This window comes from Limnobacter sp. CACIAM 66H1 (assembly GCF_001601825.1).
Lineage (GTDB): Bacteria > Pseudomonadota > Gammaproteobacteria > Burkholderiales > Burkholderiaceae_B > Limnobacter.
The window spans coordinates 39,080-54,632 of the sequence record NZ_LUJK01000017.1 but is presented as its reverse complement, the minus strand read 5'-3'; the positions used below and the strand labels follow the sequence as shown (position 1 = coordinate 54,632).

Genomic DNA, 15,553 nt, shown 5'->3' with positions numbered 1-15,553 from the left:
TATCCCCTGTGTGCCTTGTCTGGTGGTACCGACGCGGCTGAATACCTGAAGAAAAAACTGGGTATTGATTACAACGAGACCACCAAAGACGGCCTGTTCACTCTGAAAGAAGGTGAGTGTATGGGCGCTTGTGGGGATTCCCCAGTCATGTTGGTGAACAATCACCGCATGTGCAGTTTTATGAGCAACGAAAAAATCGATGCGCTGGTAGAGGAGTTGAAGTCATGACTTGTTTGCACGGACGACATATTAACCCAGTGATTCTGGCTGGTCTCGATGGCAGCAACTGGGACCTGAAAGGTTACGAAGCACGTGGTGGTTACAAGGCGCTGCGCAAAATCCTGACTGAGGGTATTTCTCAAGAAGACGTGATTGCGGAAGTGAAGAAGTCCGCGTTGCGCGGCCGTGGAGGCGCAGGTTTTCCGACCGGCCTGAAATGGAGCTTCATGCCTCGCCAGTTTCCAGGGCAAAAGTATTTGGCCTGTAACTCCGATGAGGGTGAGCCGGGCACATTCAAAGACCGTGACATCTTGCGCTACAACCCGCACTCAGTCATCGAAGGCATGGCGATTGCTGCCTATGCGATGGGTATCTCTGTGGGGTATAACTACATCCATGGCGAAATTTGGGAAACCTATGAGCGCTTTGAAGAGGCCTTGGAACAGGCTCGTGCCGCGGGTTACCTTGGTGACAATATCATGGGTTCCAACTTCAGCTTCCAGTTGCATGCCCATCAAGGCTATGGCGCTTACATTTGCGGTGAAGAAACCGCGCTGATTGAGTCTATCGAAGGCAAAAAGGGTCAGCCCCGTTTCAAGCCACCGTTTCCGGCTTCTTACGGAATTTATGGCAAGCCCACCACCATCAACAACACAGAAACATTCGCTGCAGTACCTTTCATTATTCAGAACGGTGGTGACTGGTTTCTTGAGCTGGGTAAACCTAACAACGGTGGTACGAAGATTTTCTCGATCTCCGGCGATGTTGAAAAACCCGGTAATTATGAAATTCCTCTGGGGACACCCTTTGCGACGCTGCTGGAGATGGCAGGTGGCATGAAGGGCGGTCGAAAAATCAAGGCGGTGATTCCAGGTGGTTCATCCATGCCAGTGTTACCCGGCGACGTGATGATGGCCACCGACATGGACTACGACTCAATCGCAAAAGCGGGCTCCATGCTGGGTTCGGGTGCTGTGATCGTGATGGACGAGACACGCTGTATGGTGAAAAGCCTGTTGCGCCTGTCGTACTTCTATTACGAAGAAAGCTGTGGCCAATGCACACCTTGCCGTGAAGGTACTGGCTGGCTGTACCGCATTATCAACCGGATTGAACATGGCGAAGGCCGTCCCGAAGATCTTGATATGCTGAACTCGATTGCAGACAACATTCAGGGCCGTACCATTTGCGCGCTGGGTGACGCAGCGGCGATGCCAGTGCGCGCTTTCTTGAAACATTTCCATGAAGAATTTGAGCATCACATCACACACAAGTCGTGCATTGTGCCGGCTTACGTTTGATTCCCTGCGGGTAGATACAAATGGTTGAACTAGAGATTGATGGTGTAAAAGTTGAAGTGGCCGAGGGCAGCATGCTCATGGACGCCGCTGAGAAGGCAGGCAGCTATGTGCCTCACTTTTGCTATCACAAAAAATTGTCGATTGCGGCCAATTGCCGCATGTGTCTGGTTGACGTAGAAAAGGCGCCCAAGCCGCTCCCCGCTTGTGCCACGCCTGTGTCGCCGGGCATGATTGTTCGCACCAAAAGCGAAAAAGCCGTGAACGCCCAAAAAAGCGTGATGGAATTTTTGCTGATCAATCACCCGCTTGATTGCCCGATTTGTGACCAAGGTGGCGAGTGTCAGTTGCAAGACATCGCAGTGGGTTACGGTGGCGTGTCTTCACGCTATCAGGAAGAAAAACGCGTTGTATTCTACAAAGACATCGGGCCGCTGGTTTCCGCGCAGGAAATGAGCCGTTGCATTCACTGCACACGTTGCGTGCGTTTTGGTCAGGAAGTGGCCGGCGTGATGGAACTGGGCATGGCCAATCGCGGTGAGCATTCAGAAATTCTGAGTTTTGTGGGTAATTCGGTGGACTCCGAATTGTCGGGCAACATGATCGATCTGTGCCCGGTGGGTGCGCTCACATCCAAGCCATTCCGTTACAACGCCCGCACTTGGGAAATGGCGCGTCGCAAATCCATCTCGGCGCATGACAGCCTGGGGTCGAATGTGGTGGTGCAGGTTAAGGCCGACAAGGTCATGCGCATTGTTCCGCAAGAAAACGAGAGCGTGAATGAGTGCTGGATTTCCGACCGCGACCGTTTTAGCTATGAAGGTTTGCAGGCCGCGGATCGTTTGACAGAACCGATGATCAAGAAAAACGGTCAATGGGTGACAACCGACTGGCAAACCGCTCTGAATGTGGCCTTTGAAGGTTTAAAGAAGGCCCGACGCGAATCGACCGACCTGAATAGCATCGCCATGCTGGTTTCGCCAAACAGTACCTTTGAGGAAATGGCACTGGCCAAGGCTTTGATGTCAGGTGTCGGTTCAACGAGTATTGATGCGGGTCTGCGCCACAGTGCAAACATTAACCTGGCCGGTGCTAATCCCTGGTTGGGCGCTTCAATTCAAGAATTGGCGGATGCGGAATCGATCATTGTTGTGGGTGCTGACCCCCGCAATGATCAGCCTTTGCTGACTCAGCGAATTCGTCAAGCGGCAAAGCAGGGTGCCCGGGTGGTATTGGTGAATGCCGGTGGATTGGATCCATTGATGCCCAAAGCCGTATGGCTCAGGGCAGCTCCTTCCAAGTGGGCTGACACCCTGGGTCACGATGCTGTATCCAACGCATTGAGCGCACCTGAAGGCGGAAAGTTTGTACTGATTGGTCAACAGGTTTTGATGAGCCCCTTTGCAGGTCAGGTATTGACCAAGGCAAATGACTTGGCCAAATCGACTGGCGCGACACTCGGGTTCCTGGGTGATGGTGCCAACTGGGTCGGGTCTTTTATTGCGGGCATTCAAGCCAGTGCTCATGGTGGTAAAAGCGCCCAAGCGATGCTGGAAGGCAAGGCCAAGGCAGCGATTGTTTTTGGCGCAGAACCTGATCTGGACAGTGTGCAAGGTCAAAAGATCGTACGCGGCCTGATTGATGCGGAATTTGTGGTGCAAGCCAGTGCATTTGTGGGCAACGCCAAGCAGTATGCGGATGTCCTCTTGCCGATCGCGCCCAGCACTGAAACATCCGGTACCTTTATCAACATTGCGGGCACCGCTCAGACGTTCAAAGCTGCGGTTCGACCATTGGGTGAAACTCGCCCAGGCTGGAAGGTATTGCGAGTGTTGGGCAATTTGCTGGGCCTGGAAGGTTTTGAGTTCAATAGTTCTGAAGAAGTATTGAAAGCATTCTTGCCAGCCAACCATGCTGCGGTCTTGAGCAATGCGATTCCCGAACAAGCTGTCGCCGGCGTGGCGCTCAACGGCCAACTCGAACTGGCAGCATTCGCGCCAATTTATGACACCGATGCATTGGTTCGCCGTGCGGATTCACTGCGTAAAACCAAGGCGGCGAAGCCAGCGCTTGCGCAAATTGGTGTACGAACTGCCGACGCATTGGGTATCAAGTCCGGTGACAAAATTCAATTGACAGACTCTGAGGGCGGCACGTTGCGTGCTGCGGTTCTAGTGAATAAAACAATTGCTGACAACACAGTGTTGGTGCCCATGGGGCGTGCGGATTCGCAAAGCCTGCGCAACGTATTTGGTGGTGTAACAGTCGAAGCGGTGGTCGCCAGTGAGGTGCAGGCATGAGTTCGCCGGTTGAAATGATCACGACCTTCGGCGCTGATTTGCTGGGCCCGGCCTGGCTGCCAGTTTGGACACTGATCAAAATTCTGTGTATCACTTTGCCGCTATTGGGTCTTGTGGCTTATCTGACCTATTGGGAACGCAAAATGATTGGTCGCATGCACATCCGCATGGGTCCAAGTTATGTGGGCCCAATGGGTTTGCTCCAGCCAATCGCCGATGCGGTCAAGATGATGTTCAAGGAAATCATCGTGCCGATGAATGCCAACAAAGGCTTGTTCATCATTGCGCCGATCATGACCATCATGCCAGCCTTGGCGGCGTGGGCGGTGATTCCGTTCGGACCTGAAACCGTTCTCGCCAATGTGAATGCTGGTTTGCTTTATCTCATGGCGATTACATCGCTTGAGGTGTATGGCGTGATCATCGCCGGTTGGGCATCCAATTCCAAGTACGCCTTCCTGGCTGCCATGCGTGCTTCTGCGCAAATGGTGTCCTATGAATTGGCGATTGGTTTTGTACTGGTCACAGTGTTGCTGGTAGCAGGCAGCCTGAACATGACCGACATCGTGATGACTCAGACCACAGGCCAGTTTGCTGATATGGGTTTGAACTTTTTGTCCTGGAACTGGTTGCCGCTGTTGCCATTGTTGGTGATCTACATGATTTCAGCTGTGGCTGAAACCAATCGTCACCCATTTGACGTGGTAGAAGGCGAATCGGAAATCGTGGCTGGCCACATGGTTGAATACTCTGGCATGACGTTTGCCATTTTCTTCCTGGCTGAATACGCCAACATGATTTTGCTGTCTTGCCTGGCAGCGATTATGTTCTTCGGTGGTTGGGACGCACCAGTTGCATTCCTGAGTTTCATTCCAGGCTGGATCTGGCTGGGTATTAAAACCTTTTTGCTGGTGTCGATGTTCATTTGGTTCCGTGCATCATTCCCGCGTTACCGCTATGACCAGATCATGCGTCTGGGCTGGAAAGTGTTCATTCCATTGACACTGGTTTGGCTGGTAGTGGTGGCTGCCTGGATGCAGACTCCCTGGAACATCTGGAATTAATTGAGAGCGAACCATGTTTCAAGTTGTTAAAGAATTTTTGAACAGTCTGTTGCTGCGCGAGATGCTGAAAGGCATGGCGCTCACCATGGGTTATATGTTCACTCAACCCATCACGGTGCTTTATCCGATGGAGAAAACACCGATGTCGCCCCGTTTTCGCGGATTGCACGCTTTGCGTCGTTATGAGAACGGGGAGGAACGCTGCATTGCCTGCAAACTCTGTGAGGCGGTGTGTCCGGCCATGGCGATTACGATTGAATCCGAGCAGCGCGAAGACGGCACACGTCGTACAAGTCGTTACGACATCGATTTGACCAAGTGTATTTTTTGCGGTTTTTGTGAAGAGTCGTGTCCAGTAGATTCAATTGTAGAAACCCATATTCACGAATATCACGGTGAGAAGCGTGGTGATTTGTACTTCACCAAAGAAATGCTTCTGGCTGTGGGCGATCGCTACGAGGCTGAGATCGCAGCCAATCGCGAAGCCGATGCAGCCTACCGTTAACTTGATACAAAACTTAGAAGACTAAATGCAATGGATGCAATAACCGGTTTCTTTTATGTGTTCGCCGCCATTCTGGTATTTGCCGCGGTGCGCGTAATTACTGCCAGCAACGCTGTACATGCAGCCTTGTATCTGGTGCTGTCGTTTTTCTCAGCCTCAGCGCTTTGGATGTTGCTCGAGGCAGAATTTCTGGCTATTTCCCTGGTGCTGGTTTACGTCGGTGCGGTCATGGTTTTGTTCCTGTTCGTGGTCATGATGGTTGATGTGAACATGGACAAGGTGCGCGCCGGGTTTTGGAAAAATCTGCCAGTGGCCGCAATTGTCGGCTCGCTGATTGCCTTCCAGATGTCGGTCGTATTGCTTCGCGGCTTCTGGGACCCCAATCTGGAAACTCCGGAACAGGCTGCCAACAACACTGCGGCTTTGGGTAAGTTGCTGTACACCGAGTATTTGTATCCATTCGAAGTGGCTGCCTTGATTTTGCTGGTGGCCATGGTTGCCGCGATTGCCCTCACATTGCGAAAGCGCAAAGACACGAAAGGCCAAGTGCCGTCTGAACAGGTTCGAGTGAAGTCTACTGACCGAGTGACCCTGGTGAGTATGCCCGCCGACCTTGACCGCAAACAAACAAAAAGCGAGACCCCAAGTGGTCCCAAAGCCTGATCGGGAATAGACAACAATGATTTCACTTTCTCATTACCTCGTGCTGGGCGCGATTTTGTTCTCGATCAGCGTGATCGGAATTTTCCTGAATCGCAAGAACCTGATCGTGATTTTGATGGCCATTGAACTGATGCTTCTGGCCGTGAATATGAACTTCGTGGCGTTTTCTCACTTCTTGGGCGATTTGTCCGGGCAGTTGTTCGTTTTCTTCATCCTCACAGTGGCTGCCGCTGAGTCTGCAATCGGCTTGGCAATTCTGGTGGTCCTTTTCCGTAACATGAATTCAATCAACGTCGAAGACCTCGACCAGCTGAAGGGGTAAGCGCGAATGAGTCCCTTGTATTTGATCGTTCCGTTCGCACCGCTGGTTGGCGCCATTCTCGCCGGTTTTTTCGGTAAGCAAATCGGTCGAACCGGTGCCCATACAGTCACCATTGCGGGTGTCGCCATTTCCCTGATCGCTTCGATCATGGTTTTTATGGATGTGATGGAAGGCAACACGTTCAACGGCACTTTGTATGAATGGGCAGCCGTTGGCACCTTGGTGTTCGAAGTTGGTTTCCTGATTGACACACTGACCGCCACCATGATGTTGGTCGTAACTAGCGTGTCGCTGATGGTGCACATTTATACCATCGGCTACATGGAAGAGGACGACGGTTATCAGCGGTTCTTCTCCTACATCTCGCTGTTTACTTTTTCCATGCTGATGCTGGTCATGAGTAACAACTTCCTGCAATTGTTTTTCGGTTGGGAAGCAGTGGGCCTTGTCTCCTATCTGTTGATCGGATTTTGGTATAAAAAGCAAAGTGCGATTTATGCCAACTTGAAAGCTTTTCTGGTTAACCGTGTCGGTGACTTTGGTTTCATTCTGGGTATCGGCCTTGTGATGGCTGCTACTGGTTCAATGAACTACACCGAGGTTTTTGCTCAGGCAGACAGTCTCGTCGGTCAGACCATGCCTGGAACGGATTGGCCTTTACTGGCTGTGGCCTGTATCTGCTTGTTCATCGGCGCGATGGGCAAGTCAGCCCAGTTCCCACTGCATGTATGGCTGCCAGACTCGATGGAGGGTCCAACACCGATCTCTGCCTTGATTCACGCGGCGACCATGGTAACCGCAGGCATTTTCATGGTCAGCCGGATGTCACCGCTGTTTGAACTCAGCGACATCGCCTTGAACTTTGTTCTGGTGATCGGTTCAATCACTGCCTTGTTCATGGGTTTTCTGGGCATTATTCAAAACGACATCAAACGCGTGGTGGCTTATTCAACCTTGTCGCAGTTGGGCTACATGACTGTCGCCTTGGGGGTTTCCGCCTACCCAGTGGCTATATTCCACTTGATGACCCATGCTTTCTTCAAGGCCTTGCTGTTCCTTGGCGCAGGTTCCGTGATCATTGGGATGCATCACAATCAGGACATTCGTTACATGGGCGGCTTGTGGAAGTACATGCCCATCACTTGGCTGACTTCTTTGTTGGGTTCGCTGGCTCTAATTGGTACGCCGTTTTTCTCGGGTTTTTACTCGAAGGACAGCATCATCGAGGCAGTGCATTTCAGCAACTTGCCCGCGGCCGACTTTGCTTACTTCGCTGTGGTGGCGGGTGTATTCATCACTGCCTTCTACAGCTTCCGCATGTATTTCCTGGTGTTTCACGGCAAAGAGCGTTTCCATGACATCCAACACCACGATGACCATGGCGATGATGATCACCATGCGCATCACGGTCCCGTGCAACCTCATGAGTCGCGCTGGGTGGTTACTTTGCCGCTGATTTTGTTGGCCATTCCCTCGGTACTTATTGGTTATATCGCTGTTGAGCCCATGCTGCACGGCACTTTCTTCGAAGGCGTAATCACCATCAACCCCGAACATGGGGCCATGGCTGGTCTGAGCAGCATTTTCCACGGTGCAGCCGCAATGGGTGTTCATTCATTGCAAACAATGCCATTCTGGCTGGCTTTGGCTGGCGTGGTTGCCGCCGCCGTTTGCTACTTGTGGGTTCCGGCTATTCCAGCAGCGTTTATGAAAGCTTTGAAGCCTGTCCACACGTTGCTGGACAACAAGTACTACATGGACAAGTTCAACGAAGTGGTGTTTGCCGGTGGTGCACGTGGCCTGGGAGAAGCATTGTGGAAGTTCGGTGATCGCATGTTGATCGATGGGTTGGTGGTCAATGGCAGTGCCAAGTTGGTGGGTTTGATCTCGGGTGTGGTTCGCTTTGCGCAAAGCGGTTTTATTTACCACTATGCGTTCGCGATGATTCTCGGCGTTCTGGCCATGATCATCACATTCATCACACTCAAATAAACAGGGCGGAACCTCGGTTCTTACGATTGGAAAATATCAATGTCTAACAATATTCCTTATCTAAGTTTGGCGATCTGGCTGCCAATCGCCTTCGGTGTCTTGATCATGGCCTTGGGCAATGACAAGAACGCTGGGGCAGTTCGGGGAGCTTCCCTGATTGCTGCGTTGATTAGCTTCGCCGTAACTCTGCCTTTGTACTTTGGCTTTGATACGAGTACGGCTGAATTGCAATTTGTTGAAAAGATGCCGTGGATCGAGGCGTTCGGCGCTTCGTATGGTTTGGGTGTGGATGGCTTGTCAGTCTGGTTTGTGATCCTGACTGCCCTGATCACAGTGTTCGTTGTCGTCGCGGCCTGGGAAGTGATTACCGAGAAAGTTGCGCAATACATGGCCGCCTTCCTGATTCTGTCTGGTTTGATGGTTGGCGTGTTCACAGCGACCGACGGATTGCTGTTTTACGTATTCTTCGAAGCAACGCTGATTCCGATGTACATCATCGTGGGTGTGTGGGGCGGTCCAAACCGAATCTACGCTGCTTTCAAGTTCTTCCTGTACACCTTGTTGGGGTCGCTGTTAACACTGGTTGCGATTATTTATCTCCAGTTCCAGTCCGGTACGTTTGAAATTGCTGCGTGGCACAAATTGCCGCTGAACCTGACTGAGCAAACCCTGATTTTCTTCGCATTCCTGATGGCTTTTGCGGTGAAGGTGCCGATGTGGCCTGTTCACACTTGGCTGCCCGATGCGCACGTGGAGGCGCCCACCGGTGGTTCTGTGGTGTTGGCTGCCATTATGTTGAAGTTGGGCGCGTATGGTTTCCTTCGCTTCAGCCTGCCAATCGCGCCGGACGCAAGCCAGGAACTCGCTGGTTTCATGATCACCTTGTCATTGATCGCTGTGGTTTATATTGGTGTAGTGGCACTGGTCCAAAAAGACATGAAAAAACTGGTGGCGTATTCGTCGATCGCGCACATGGGTTTCGTCACTCTGGGTTTCTTCATGTTCCAGGACCTGGCAGTGCAGGGTGCCATCATTCAAATGATTTCGCATGGTTTCGTATCCGGCGCCATGTTCATTTGTATCGGGGTTTTGTACGACCGTGTTCACAGCCGTGAAATTGCTGCTTATGGTGGCGTGGTCAACACCATGCCCAAGTTCGCAGCCTTCTTCCTGTTGTTTGCAATGGCCAATGCCGGTTTGCCTGCAACCAGTGGTTTTGTGGGTGAATTCATGGTGATTTTGGGTGCTGTGAAGTACAACTTCTGGATTGGTTTGCTGGCGGCGACCACACTGATCTTCGGTGCGGCCTATTCGTTGTGGATGTACAAGCGTGTCGTGTTTGGCGAGGTTGCCAATGATGACGTGAAAGCGTTGAGTGACGTGAATACCCGTGAATTCATGATGTTGGGTGCGCTGGCAATACTGGTTATGGCCATGGGCCTTTATCCCAAACCCTTTACTGATGTGTTGCAAGTGTCCGTCGATGCTTTGTTGCAACATGTGGCTCAGTCCAAGCTTTAATTGAGGAATGTTCGTGGATCAGATGAATCTCTCACTCGCTATTCCTGAAATTGCCCTGGCACTTTTCGCCTGTGCATTTCTGATTGCTGACAGCGTGACCAAGGGCCGCATTTTGCCGATGCTGCACAACATTGTGGTCTTGTTCTGTATCGGTCTTGGTGTGTATTGCCTGGCGCAAGTGCCCACAGCTGGAACCGAACTGGCATTTAACAACATGTACATCGCCGATAGCATGGCTCTGGTACTGAAAGGTTTTTCTGCACTGGCAATCGCTTTCACATTGATTGTAGGTGCGAACTACGCCAAAGACCGTGACATGTTCAAGGGTGAATTGCATGCTTTGGTCTTGTTTGCCTTGTTGGGGCAGATGATCATGATTTCCGCCAACAACTTGTTGCTGGTGTACCTGGGTGTTGAGCTTTTGTCGCTCAGCTTGTACGCGGCTGTGGCCATGCAGCGTGACAATGTGCGTGCAACCGAGGCGTCGATGAAGTATTTTGTTCTTGGCGCTCTGGCTTCAGGTTTCCTGTTGTACGGCATGTCCATGATTTATGGTGCTACAGGGTCGTTGAACCACTCTGATATCGCGTTTGCTGCCACAGCGGCCGTTTCCGGTCAGAAATCCATCATTTTCGTGTTCGGTATCGTGTTTCTGGTGGCCGGGTTGGCCTTCAAGCTGGGCGTGGTTCCCTTCCACATGTGGGTGCCCGACGTGTATCAGGGTTCGCCGTCAATTTCCACTTTGCTGATCAGTGGTGCTCCCAAGTTGGCTGCATTTGCGATGTTGATGCGTCTGTTGGTTGATGGTTTGTTTGTGATGGCATTTGACTGGCAAAACATGCTGATGGTGTTGGCGATTGCATCACTGGCGATTGGTAACCTGACCGCGATTGCACAAACCAGCTTGAAACGCATGTTGGCCTATTCAACCATTGCGCAAATGGGTTTTATGTTGCTTGGTTTTCTTTCTGGCGTTACTGGACAAGACACGGGTAATGCAGCTCAGGCTTATTCTTCTGCTATGTTCTACAGCATTACCTATGTACTGACTACGCTGGGTACTTTCGGTGTGATCATGGTGATGTCCCGCAAAGGTTTTGAGGTCGAAAACATCAGCGATCTGAAAGGGTTGAACAAGCGTGCCCCTTGGCTGGCTTTGATTATGCTGTTGTTGATGTTCTCATTGGCGGGTATTCCACCCATGGTGGGCTTTGCCGCCAAGCTGTCAGTACTGAAAGCCTTGTTGGCCACGGGTCAAGTGTGGCTGACTGTGTATGCCGTCATGTTTAGCCTTGTGGGTGCTTTCTATTACATTCGAGTGGTGAAGGCGATGTATTTCGAAGTCCCTTCGGATGAAACTGAAATTGTGATGGGCAATGATGCCCGCGCTGTGTTGGGCCTGAATGGCTTGGCAGTCATCTTGCTGGGCCTCTTGCCTGCACCTTTGATGGCGTATTGCATGACGGCGATTCAGCAAACACTTGCTGGTTGATTGATAGTTTCAATTCTTTGAATATTGACAGGAGGTAGGTTTTGACGCAGACGATTGGGCATTGGTTGTTGTTTGGCTTGGCCTTGCTGTTTGCGAACCTGCCTTTTGTGAGCAACCGAGTGATGGGTATTCTGCCTGTGGCGAAAAAGGGCGGTTGGACCCGAGTGCTTGAAGTAATCGCTGGTTACTTTATTGTGGGTTTAATCGGATTTGCCATTGAAGGTAGTTTGAGCCAGGTAACCCCACAGCGTTGGGAGTTTTACGCACTCACTGCTTGTCTGTTTCTGGTGTTTGCATTTCCGGGTTTTGTTTACCGCTTCCTGTGGCGTTCACCAAAAGGTTAATCGAGGCCTGCCACTGTCGCTTTGCCTGTATTCCTTTCATTCCTCTGTTGCGTTCAAGGTAAACGTGTATTCATGGAAATCCAGTTATGAAACGTTTGCTGCCTGGACTTGTTGTACCTGCAGTATTTGTATTTGGCGCCTGCACAAATTCACCTGAAGCCACAACCCGAAAATTACAGTTTCTTGCCAAGACGGATTGTGAATTGGTCTACAAGTCGACAGGGGCTCAGGTGATCGAAAATTTCTGTGAAACGCAATGGAAGCCAATCACCGTTTACATTGCTGATCAAAAGTATTCGGTCGACTGGATCAACGAGAAAACCAGTCGCAGACTGTTTGAACTAGGGTGTGGGCAGCCCGCGGCTTGCTATTACGAATTGACGTTGGACGGCGTAACAGTCAATGGCAGGTTCGCTTACGTGACTGATTTGCTCAAAGGAGAATATACCTTTGAGATTGACGCAAATGAAAATTTCAAACTTCTGAACGAAACGACTGACGAGCTCGCGTCTTGATTGCTGTTTCCCAAACAAAAACGCCGACTTGAGGGTCGGCGTTTTTGCAGCTCAGTTACATATTGGGGTAGTTGGGGCCGCCGCCACCCTCTGGTGTCACCCACACAATGTTTTGTGTGGGATCCTTGATGTCGCAGGTTTTGCAATGCACGCAGTTTTGAGCGTTGATCTGCAGCTGATCTTTGCCATCTTCTTTTTTCACATACTCATACACACCGGCAGGGCAGTAGCGCTGCTCCGGCCCTGCGTAGGTAGTCAGGTTTGTTGCGACCGGCACATCCGCATTCTTCAACGTGAGGTGTGCGGGCTGATTTTCCTCGTGGTTGGTGTTGGAGATAAACACCGAACTCAAGCGATCAAACGTGATTTTCCCATCAGGTTTCGGGTAGTTGATCGGCTGGAACTCCGAGGCGGGACGAAGGCACTCATGATCCGCATGCTTGTGGTGCAGAGTCCAAGGTACCTTGCCCTTGAACAGTTTTTGTTCGATACCCACCATCATGGTGCCGGTATACAGGCCTTTGCTCATCCATTGCTTGAAGTTACGGGCGCGGTATAGTTCGTCGAACAGCCAAGAGTCGTGGAATGCCTTTGGATAGGCTTCCAGCTCGTCGCCAGCACGGTCCTGGGCCAGTGCGTCAGCAATCGCATCGGCGCACAGCATGCCGCTCTTGATGGCCGCGTGTGAGCCTTTGATTCGTGATGCATTCAAGAAGCCGGCATCACAGCCCACCAAGGCGCCGCCAGGGAACACCAACTTGGGCAAACTCATCAGTCCGCCCGCAGCGATTGCGCGCGCGCCGTAGGAAATACGCTTGCCACCTTCGAAATACTTGCGAATTTCAGGGTGTGTTTTGTAACGTTGGAATTCTTCGAACGGTGAAAGGTATGGGTTTTCATAGGCCAGGCCTACGACAAAACCCACAGCCACCTGATTGTTTTCAAGGTGGTACAGGAAAGAACCACCGTAGGTGCTGGAGTCCAGAGGCCAACCGCCAGAATGAATCACCAAACCCGGTTTGTGTTTGGCAGGGTCGATTTCCCACAGTTCTTTCAAGCCAATGCCATAGACTTGAGGGTCACGGCCGTCGTTCAAATTGAACTTCTCGATCACACGCTTACCCAAATGGCCGCGAACACCTTCAGCGAACACGGTGTATTTGGCATGCAGTTCCATGCCAGGCTGATAAGCGTGGGTGTGTTCACCATCTTTGCCGATACCCATGTCGCCTGTTTGAACACCTTTCACGGCACCTTTGTCGTCATACAGAATTTCTGCGCCAGCAAAGCCAGGGAATACTTCAACGCCCAACGCCTCGGCCTGTTCTCCAAGCCAGCGTACGACGTTGGCCAAACTAATCACATAGTTGCCGTGATTTTGAAAACATTCAGGCAGCAGCGCGTTGGGCACTTTTTTGGCGGAGGTTTCGGTGAGAAACAAAAACTGGTCCTCGGTGACTTCGGTGTTCAGTGGCGCACCGCGTTCTTTCCAGTCGGGAAACAATTCGGTAATTGCGCGTGGATCCATGACCGCGCCTGACAAAATGTGTGCGCCCACTTCCGAGCCTTTTTCCAATACGCACACATTGATTTCCTGGCCTTTTTCTGCAGCCACTTGTTTCAGGCGAATGGCTGTGGACAGGCCAGCGGGGCCTCCGCCAACTACCACTACGTCGTATTCCATCATGTCTCTTTCTACAGCCGACATTGGGTGCGTCTCCTTAAAGTTTGTCGCGGGTGCTACAGCGAGGTGCAGCTTTGATTTTAAGCCGAAAGCTTATTGCATATCGGGAAAAAATAGTTGACTTTGATCTCTAGTCTGAGAAACTTGCTTTTGTGCGATGCAGCAATAAAATTGTGGGTGTCGAGAAGTTAAACTATGGGCACAAATTCAAAGTAAAGGGAATCAGGACATGGGGATGAACAAGGTATCGGCCAGCGCAGCAGAGGCATTGGCCGACAAGATCAAAGATGGAATGACGCTGGCCGTGGGCGGATTTGGGTTGTGCGGTATTCCGGAGGCGCTGATCGAAGCCGTGCGAGCATCTGGCGCAAAAGATCTGACGGTGATCTCGAACAATGCAGGCGTTGATGGATTCGGTTTGGGTCGATTGCTGGAAACTCGTCAGGTTCGCAAAATGATTTCGTCCTATGTGGGCGAGAACAAGGAATTTGAGCGGCAATATCTCAGTGGTGAACTGGAACTGGAATTCACGCCGCAAGGTACTTTGGCGGAGAAACTTCGCGCTGGTGGGGCTGGTATCCCCGCATTTTTTACCAAAACTGGCTTTGGAACAGTGATTGCCGAGGGTAAGGAAACCCGGGTGATCAATGGTGAAAACTATGTGTTGGAACACAGTCTGAAGGCGGATATTTCATTGGTCAAGGCGTGGAAGGCAGACACTTCGGGCAACCTTATTTATCGCCTTACCGCGCGCAATTTCAATCCCGAATGTGCAGCGGCTTCGAAATTTACAATCGCCGAGGTTGAGGAAATTGTCGAGGTTGGGGCGCTTGATCCCAATTTTATTCACACCCCAGGGATTTATGTACAGCGCGTGGTTTTGAACGCCAATCCTGAAAAGCGGATTGAGAAACGTACTCTGGCGACCTCGGCACAATAAGGAGAACAACAAATGGCGTGGAATCACGATGAAATGGCAGCACGCGCAGCGCGTGAATTGCAGGATGGTTTTTATGTGAATTTGGGCATTGGATTGCCTACCTTGGTCAGCAATCACATTCCAGAGGGCATGGATGTGATGCTGCAAAGTGAGAACGGATTGTTGGGAATCGGACCCTTTCCGACCGAGGCGCAAGTCGATGCAGACTTGATCAATGCAGGCAAACAAACGGTGACCACTCTGGATGGATCAGCATTTTTTTCCAGCTCGGAATCTTTCGCAATGATTCGTGGCGGGCATATTAATTTGGCCATCTTGGGAGCCATGCAAGTTAGCGAGAAGGGTGATTTGGCCAACTGGATGATTCCCGGCAAGTTGGTGAAGGGCATGGGCGGTGCCATGGATCTGGTGGCCGGGGTGTCCCGCGTTGTTGTGCTGATGGAGCATGTGGCTCGCAAAAAGGACGGCACCACCGACCTGAAAATTTTGCCCGAATGCACGCTGCCTTTGACGGGTAAAGGCGTGGTCAACCGCATTATTACTGACTTGGCGGTGATGGATGTCGGCCCCCAAGGTCTCCAAGTGCTTGAACTTGCTCCCGGCGTGTCTAGAGAAGAACTCCAAGAAAAAACAGGGTGCGAACTGAAGTTTAGTTAAGATCACTGGCATGGACCAAGCGCGCTCAGGTTATAAT

At 51.3% G+C, this 15,553-nt stretch carries 15 protein-coding genes; 14 read left to right on the top strand and 1 reads right to left on the bottom strand.

What is annotated here, in order from left to right; translation table 11 throughout:
- The 12 genes from A0129_RS07015 to A0129_RS06960 form a co-directional block, all read left to right on the top strand.
- Nucleotides 1–228: NAD(P)H-dependent oxidoreductase subunit E (locus tag A0129_RS07015; RefSeq protein ID WP_291713656.1), on the top strand; the 228-nt coding region annotated here is incomplete at its 5' end.
- Complete coding sequence (gene nuoF, locus A0129_RS07010; protein WP_291713655.1) at nt 225–1,520, top strand: NADH-quinone oxidoreductase subunit NuoF; 1,296 nt, start codon at nt 225–227, stop codon at nt 1,518–1,520. The genes A0129_RS07015 and nuoF, both read left to right, overlap by 4 nt.
- Before the next feature lie 20 nt (nt 1,521–1,540).
- Nucleotides 1,541–3,817 carry an NADH-quinone oxidoreductase subunit NuoG gene (gene nuoG / locus A0129_RS07005; protein WP_291713653.1) on the top strand — a complete coding sequence of 759 codons (2,277 nt, stop codon included), beginning with the start codon at nt 1,541–1,543 and terminating at the stop codon, nt 3,815–3,817.
- Nucleotides 3,814–4,881: an NADH-quinone oxidoreductase subunit NuoH gene (nuoH, locus tag A0129_RS07000; protein ID WP_291713651.1), complete on the top strand. Its 1,068-nt coding sequence runs from the start codon at nt 3,814–3,816 to the stop codon at nt 4,879–4,881. Before nuoG ends, nuoH begins: the two co-directional genes overlap by 4 nt.
- Before the next feature lie 13 nt (nt 4,882–4,894).
- Complete coding sequence (gene nuoI, locus A0129_RS06995) at nt 4,895–5,386, top strand: NADH-quinone oxidoreductase subunit NuoI (RefSeq protein ID WP_008251211.1); 492 nt, start codon at nt 4,895–4,897, stop codon at nt 5,384–5,386.
- A gap of 30 nt (nt 5,387–5,416) precedes the next feature.
- On the top strand, nt 5,417–6,049 hold the full coding sequence (locus A0129_RS06990; RefSeq protein ID WP_291713649.1) for an NADH-quinone oxidoreductase subunit J: 633 nt from the start codon (nt 5,417–5,419) through the stop codon (nt 6,047–6,049).
- 16 nt (nt 6,050–6,065) lie between these two features.
- Nucleotides 6,066–6,371 (top strand): NADH-quinone oxidoreductase subunit NuoK, encoded by a 306-nt coding sequence (gene nuoK, locus A0129_RS06985; RefSeq protein ID WP_008251215.1) that lies wholly within the window; start codon nt 6,066–6,068, stop codon nt 6,369–6,371.
- Between the two features lie 6 nt (nt 6,372–6,377).
- Entirely contained in the window at nt 6,378–8,363 is a 1,986-nt protein-coding gene (gene nuoL, locus A0129_RS06980; RefSeq protein WP_291713647.1) for an NADH-quinone oxidoreductase subunit L, read from the top strand.
- Between the two features lie 39 nt (nt 8,364–8,402).
- Nucleotides 8,403–9,884, top strand: coding sequence for an NADH-quinone oxidoreductase subunit M (locus A0129_RS06975; protein WP_291713645.1), 1,482 nt, complete (start codon nt 8,403–8,405; stop codon nt 9,882–9,884).
- Nucleotides 9,885–9,891: 7 nt separating this feature from the next.
- Nucleotides 9,892–11,376, top strand: coding sequence for an NADH-quinone oxidoreductase subunit NuoN (gene nuoN / locus A0129_RS06970; protein WP_291713643.1), 1,485 nt, complete (start codon nt 9,892–9,894; stop codon nt 11,374–11,376).
- Nucleotides 11,377–11,417: 41 nt separating this feature from the next.
- Complete coding sequence (locus tag A0129_RS06965) at nt 11,418–11,720, top strand: DUF2818 family protein (RefSeq protein ID WP_291713641.1); 303 nt, start codon at nt 11,418–11,420, stop codon at nt 11,718–11,720.
- A gap of 86 nt (nt 11,721–11,806) precedes the next feature.
- A complete protein-coding gene (locus tag A0129_RS06960; protein ID WP_291713640.1) occupies nt 11,807–12,235 on the top strand; it encodes a hypothetical protein in 429 nt (142 codons plus the stop codon).
- 55 nt (nt 12,236–12,290) lie between these two features.
- Here the strand turns inward: A0129_RS06960 and A0129_RS06955 are convergent, their stop codons facing one another.
- On the bottom strand, nt 12,291–13,943 hold the full coding sequence (locus A0129_RS06955; protein ID WP_291713638.1) for an electron transfer flavoprotein-ubiquinone oxidoreductase: 1,653 nt from the start codon (nt 13,941–13,943) through the stop codon (nt 12,291–12,293).
- Nucleotides 13,944–14,154: 211 nt separating this feature from the next.
- On the opposite strand from A0129_RS06955, the gene A0129_RS06950 reads away from it, so the two are divergent.
- Together A0129_RS06950 and A0129_RS06945 are read left to right on the top strand one after the other, a co-directional pair.
- On the top strand, nt 14,155–14,859 hold the full coding sequence (locus A0129_RS06950) for a CoA transferase subunit A (protein ID WP_291713636.1): 705 nt from the start codon (nt 14,155–14,157) through the stop codon (nt 14,857–14,859).
- A gap of 12 nt (nt 14,860–14,871) precedes the next feature.
- A complete protein-coding gene (locus A0129_RS06945) occupies nt 14,872–15,516 on the top strand; it encodes a 3-oxoacid CoA-transferase subunit B (protein WP_291713634.1) in 645 nt (214 codons plus the stop codon).
- Nucleotides 15,517–15,553: the final 37 nt, after the last annotated feature.

Bases quoted from the DNA above. Each gene is read 5' to 3' on its own strand.
- A0129_RS06975 (WP_291713645.1), top strand. From the start codon at position 8,403: ATGTCTAACAATATTCCTTATCTAAGTTTGGCGATCTGGCTGCCAATC.
- nuoL (WP_291713647.1), top strand. From the start codon at position 6,378: ATGAGTCCCTTGTATTTGATCGTTCCGTTCGCACCGCTGGTTGGCGCC.
- A0129_RS06950 (WP_291713636.1), top strand. From the start codon at position 14,155: ATGAACAAGGTATCGGCCAGCGCAGCAGAGGCATTGGCCGACAAGATC.
- nuoK (WP_008251215.1), top strand. From the start codon at position 6,066: ATGATTTCACTTTCTCATTACCTCGTGCTGGGCGCGATTTTGTTCTCG.
- nuoH (WP_291713651.1), top strand. From the start codon at position 3,814: ATGAGTTCGCCGGTTGAAATGATCACGACCTTCGGCGCTGATTTGCTG.
- A0129_RS06990 (WP_291713649.1), top strand. From the start codon at position 5,417: ATGGATGCAATAACCGGTTTCTTTTATGTGTTCGCCGCCATTCTGGTA.
- nuoF (WP_291713655.1), top strand. From the start codon at position 225: ATGACTTGTTTGCACGGACGACATATTAACCCAGTGATTCTGGCTGGT.
- A0129_RS06955 (WP_291713638.1), bottom strand. From the start codon at position 13,943: ATGTCGGCTGTAGAAAGAGACATGATGGAATACGACGTAGTGGTAGTT.
- nuoN (WP_291713643.1), top strand. From the start codon at position 9,892: ATGTTCGTGGATCAGATGAATCTCTCACTCGCTATTCCTGAAATTGCC.
- nuoI (WP_008251211.1), top strand. From the start codon at position 4,895: ATGTTTCAAGTTGTTAAAGAATTTTTGAACAGTCTGTTGCTGCGCGAG.
- A0129_RS06960 (WP_291713640.1), top strand. From the start codon at position 11,807: ATGAAACGTTTGCTGCCTGGACTTGTTGTACCTGCAGTATTTGTATTT.
- A0129_RS06945 (WP_291713634.1), top strand. From the start codon at position 14,872: ATGGCGTGGAATCACGATGAAATGGCAGCACGCGCAGCGCGTGAATTG.
- nuoG (WP_291713653.1), top strand. From the start codon at position 1,541: ATGGTTGAACTAGAGATTGATGGTGTAAAAGTTGAAGTGGCCGAGGGC.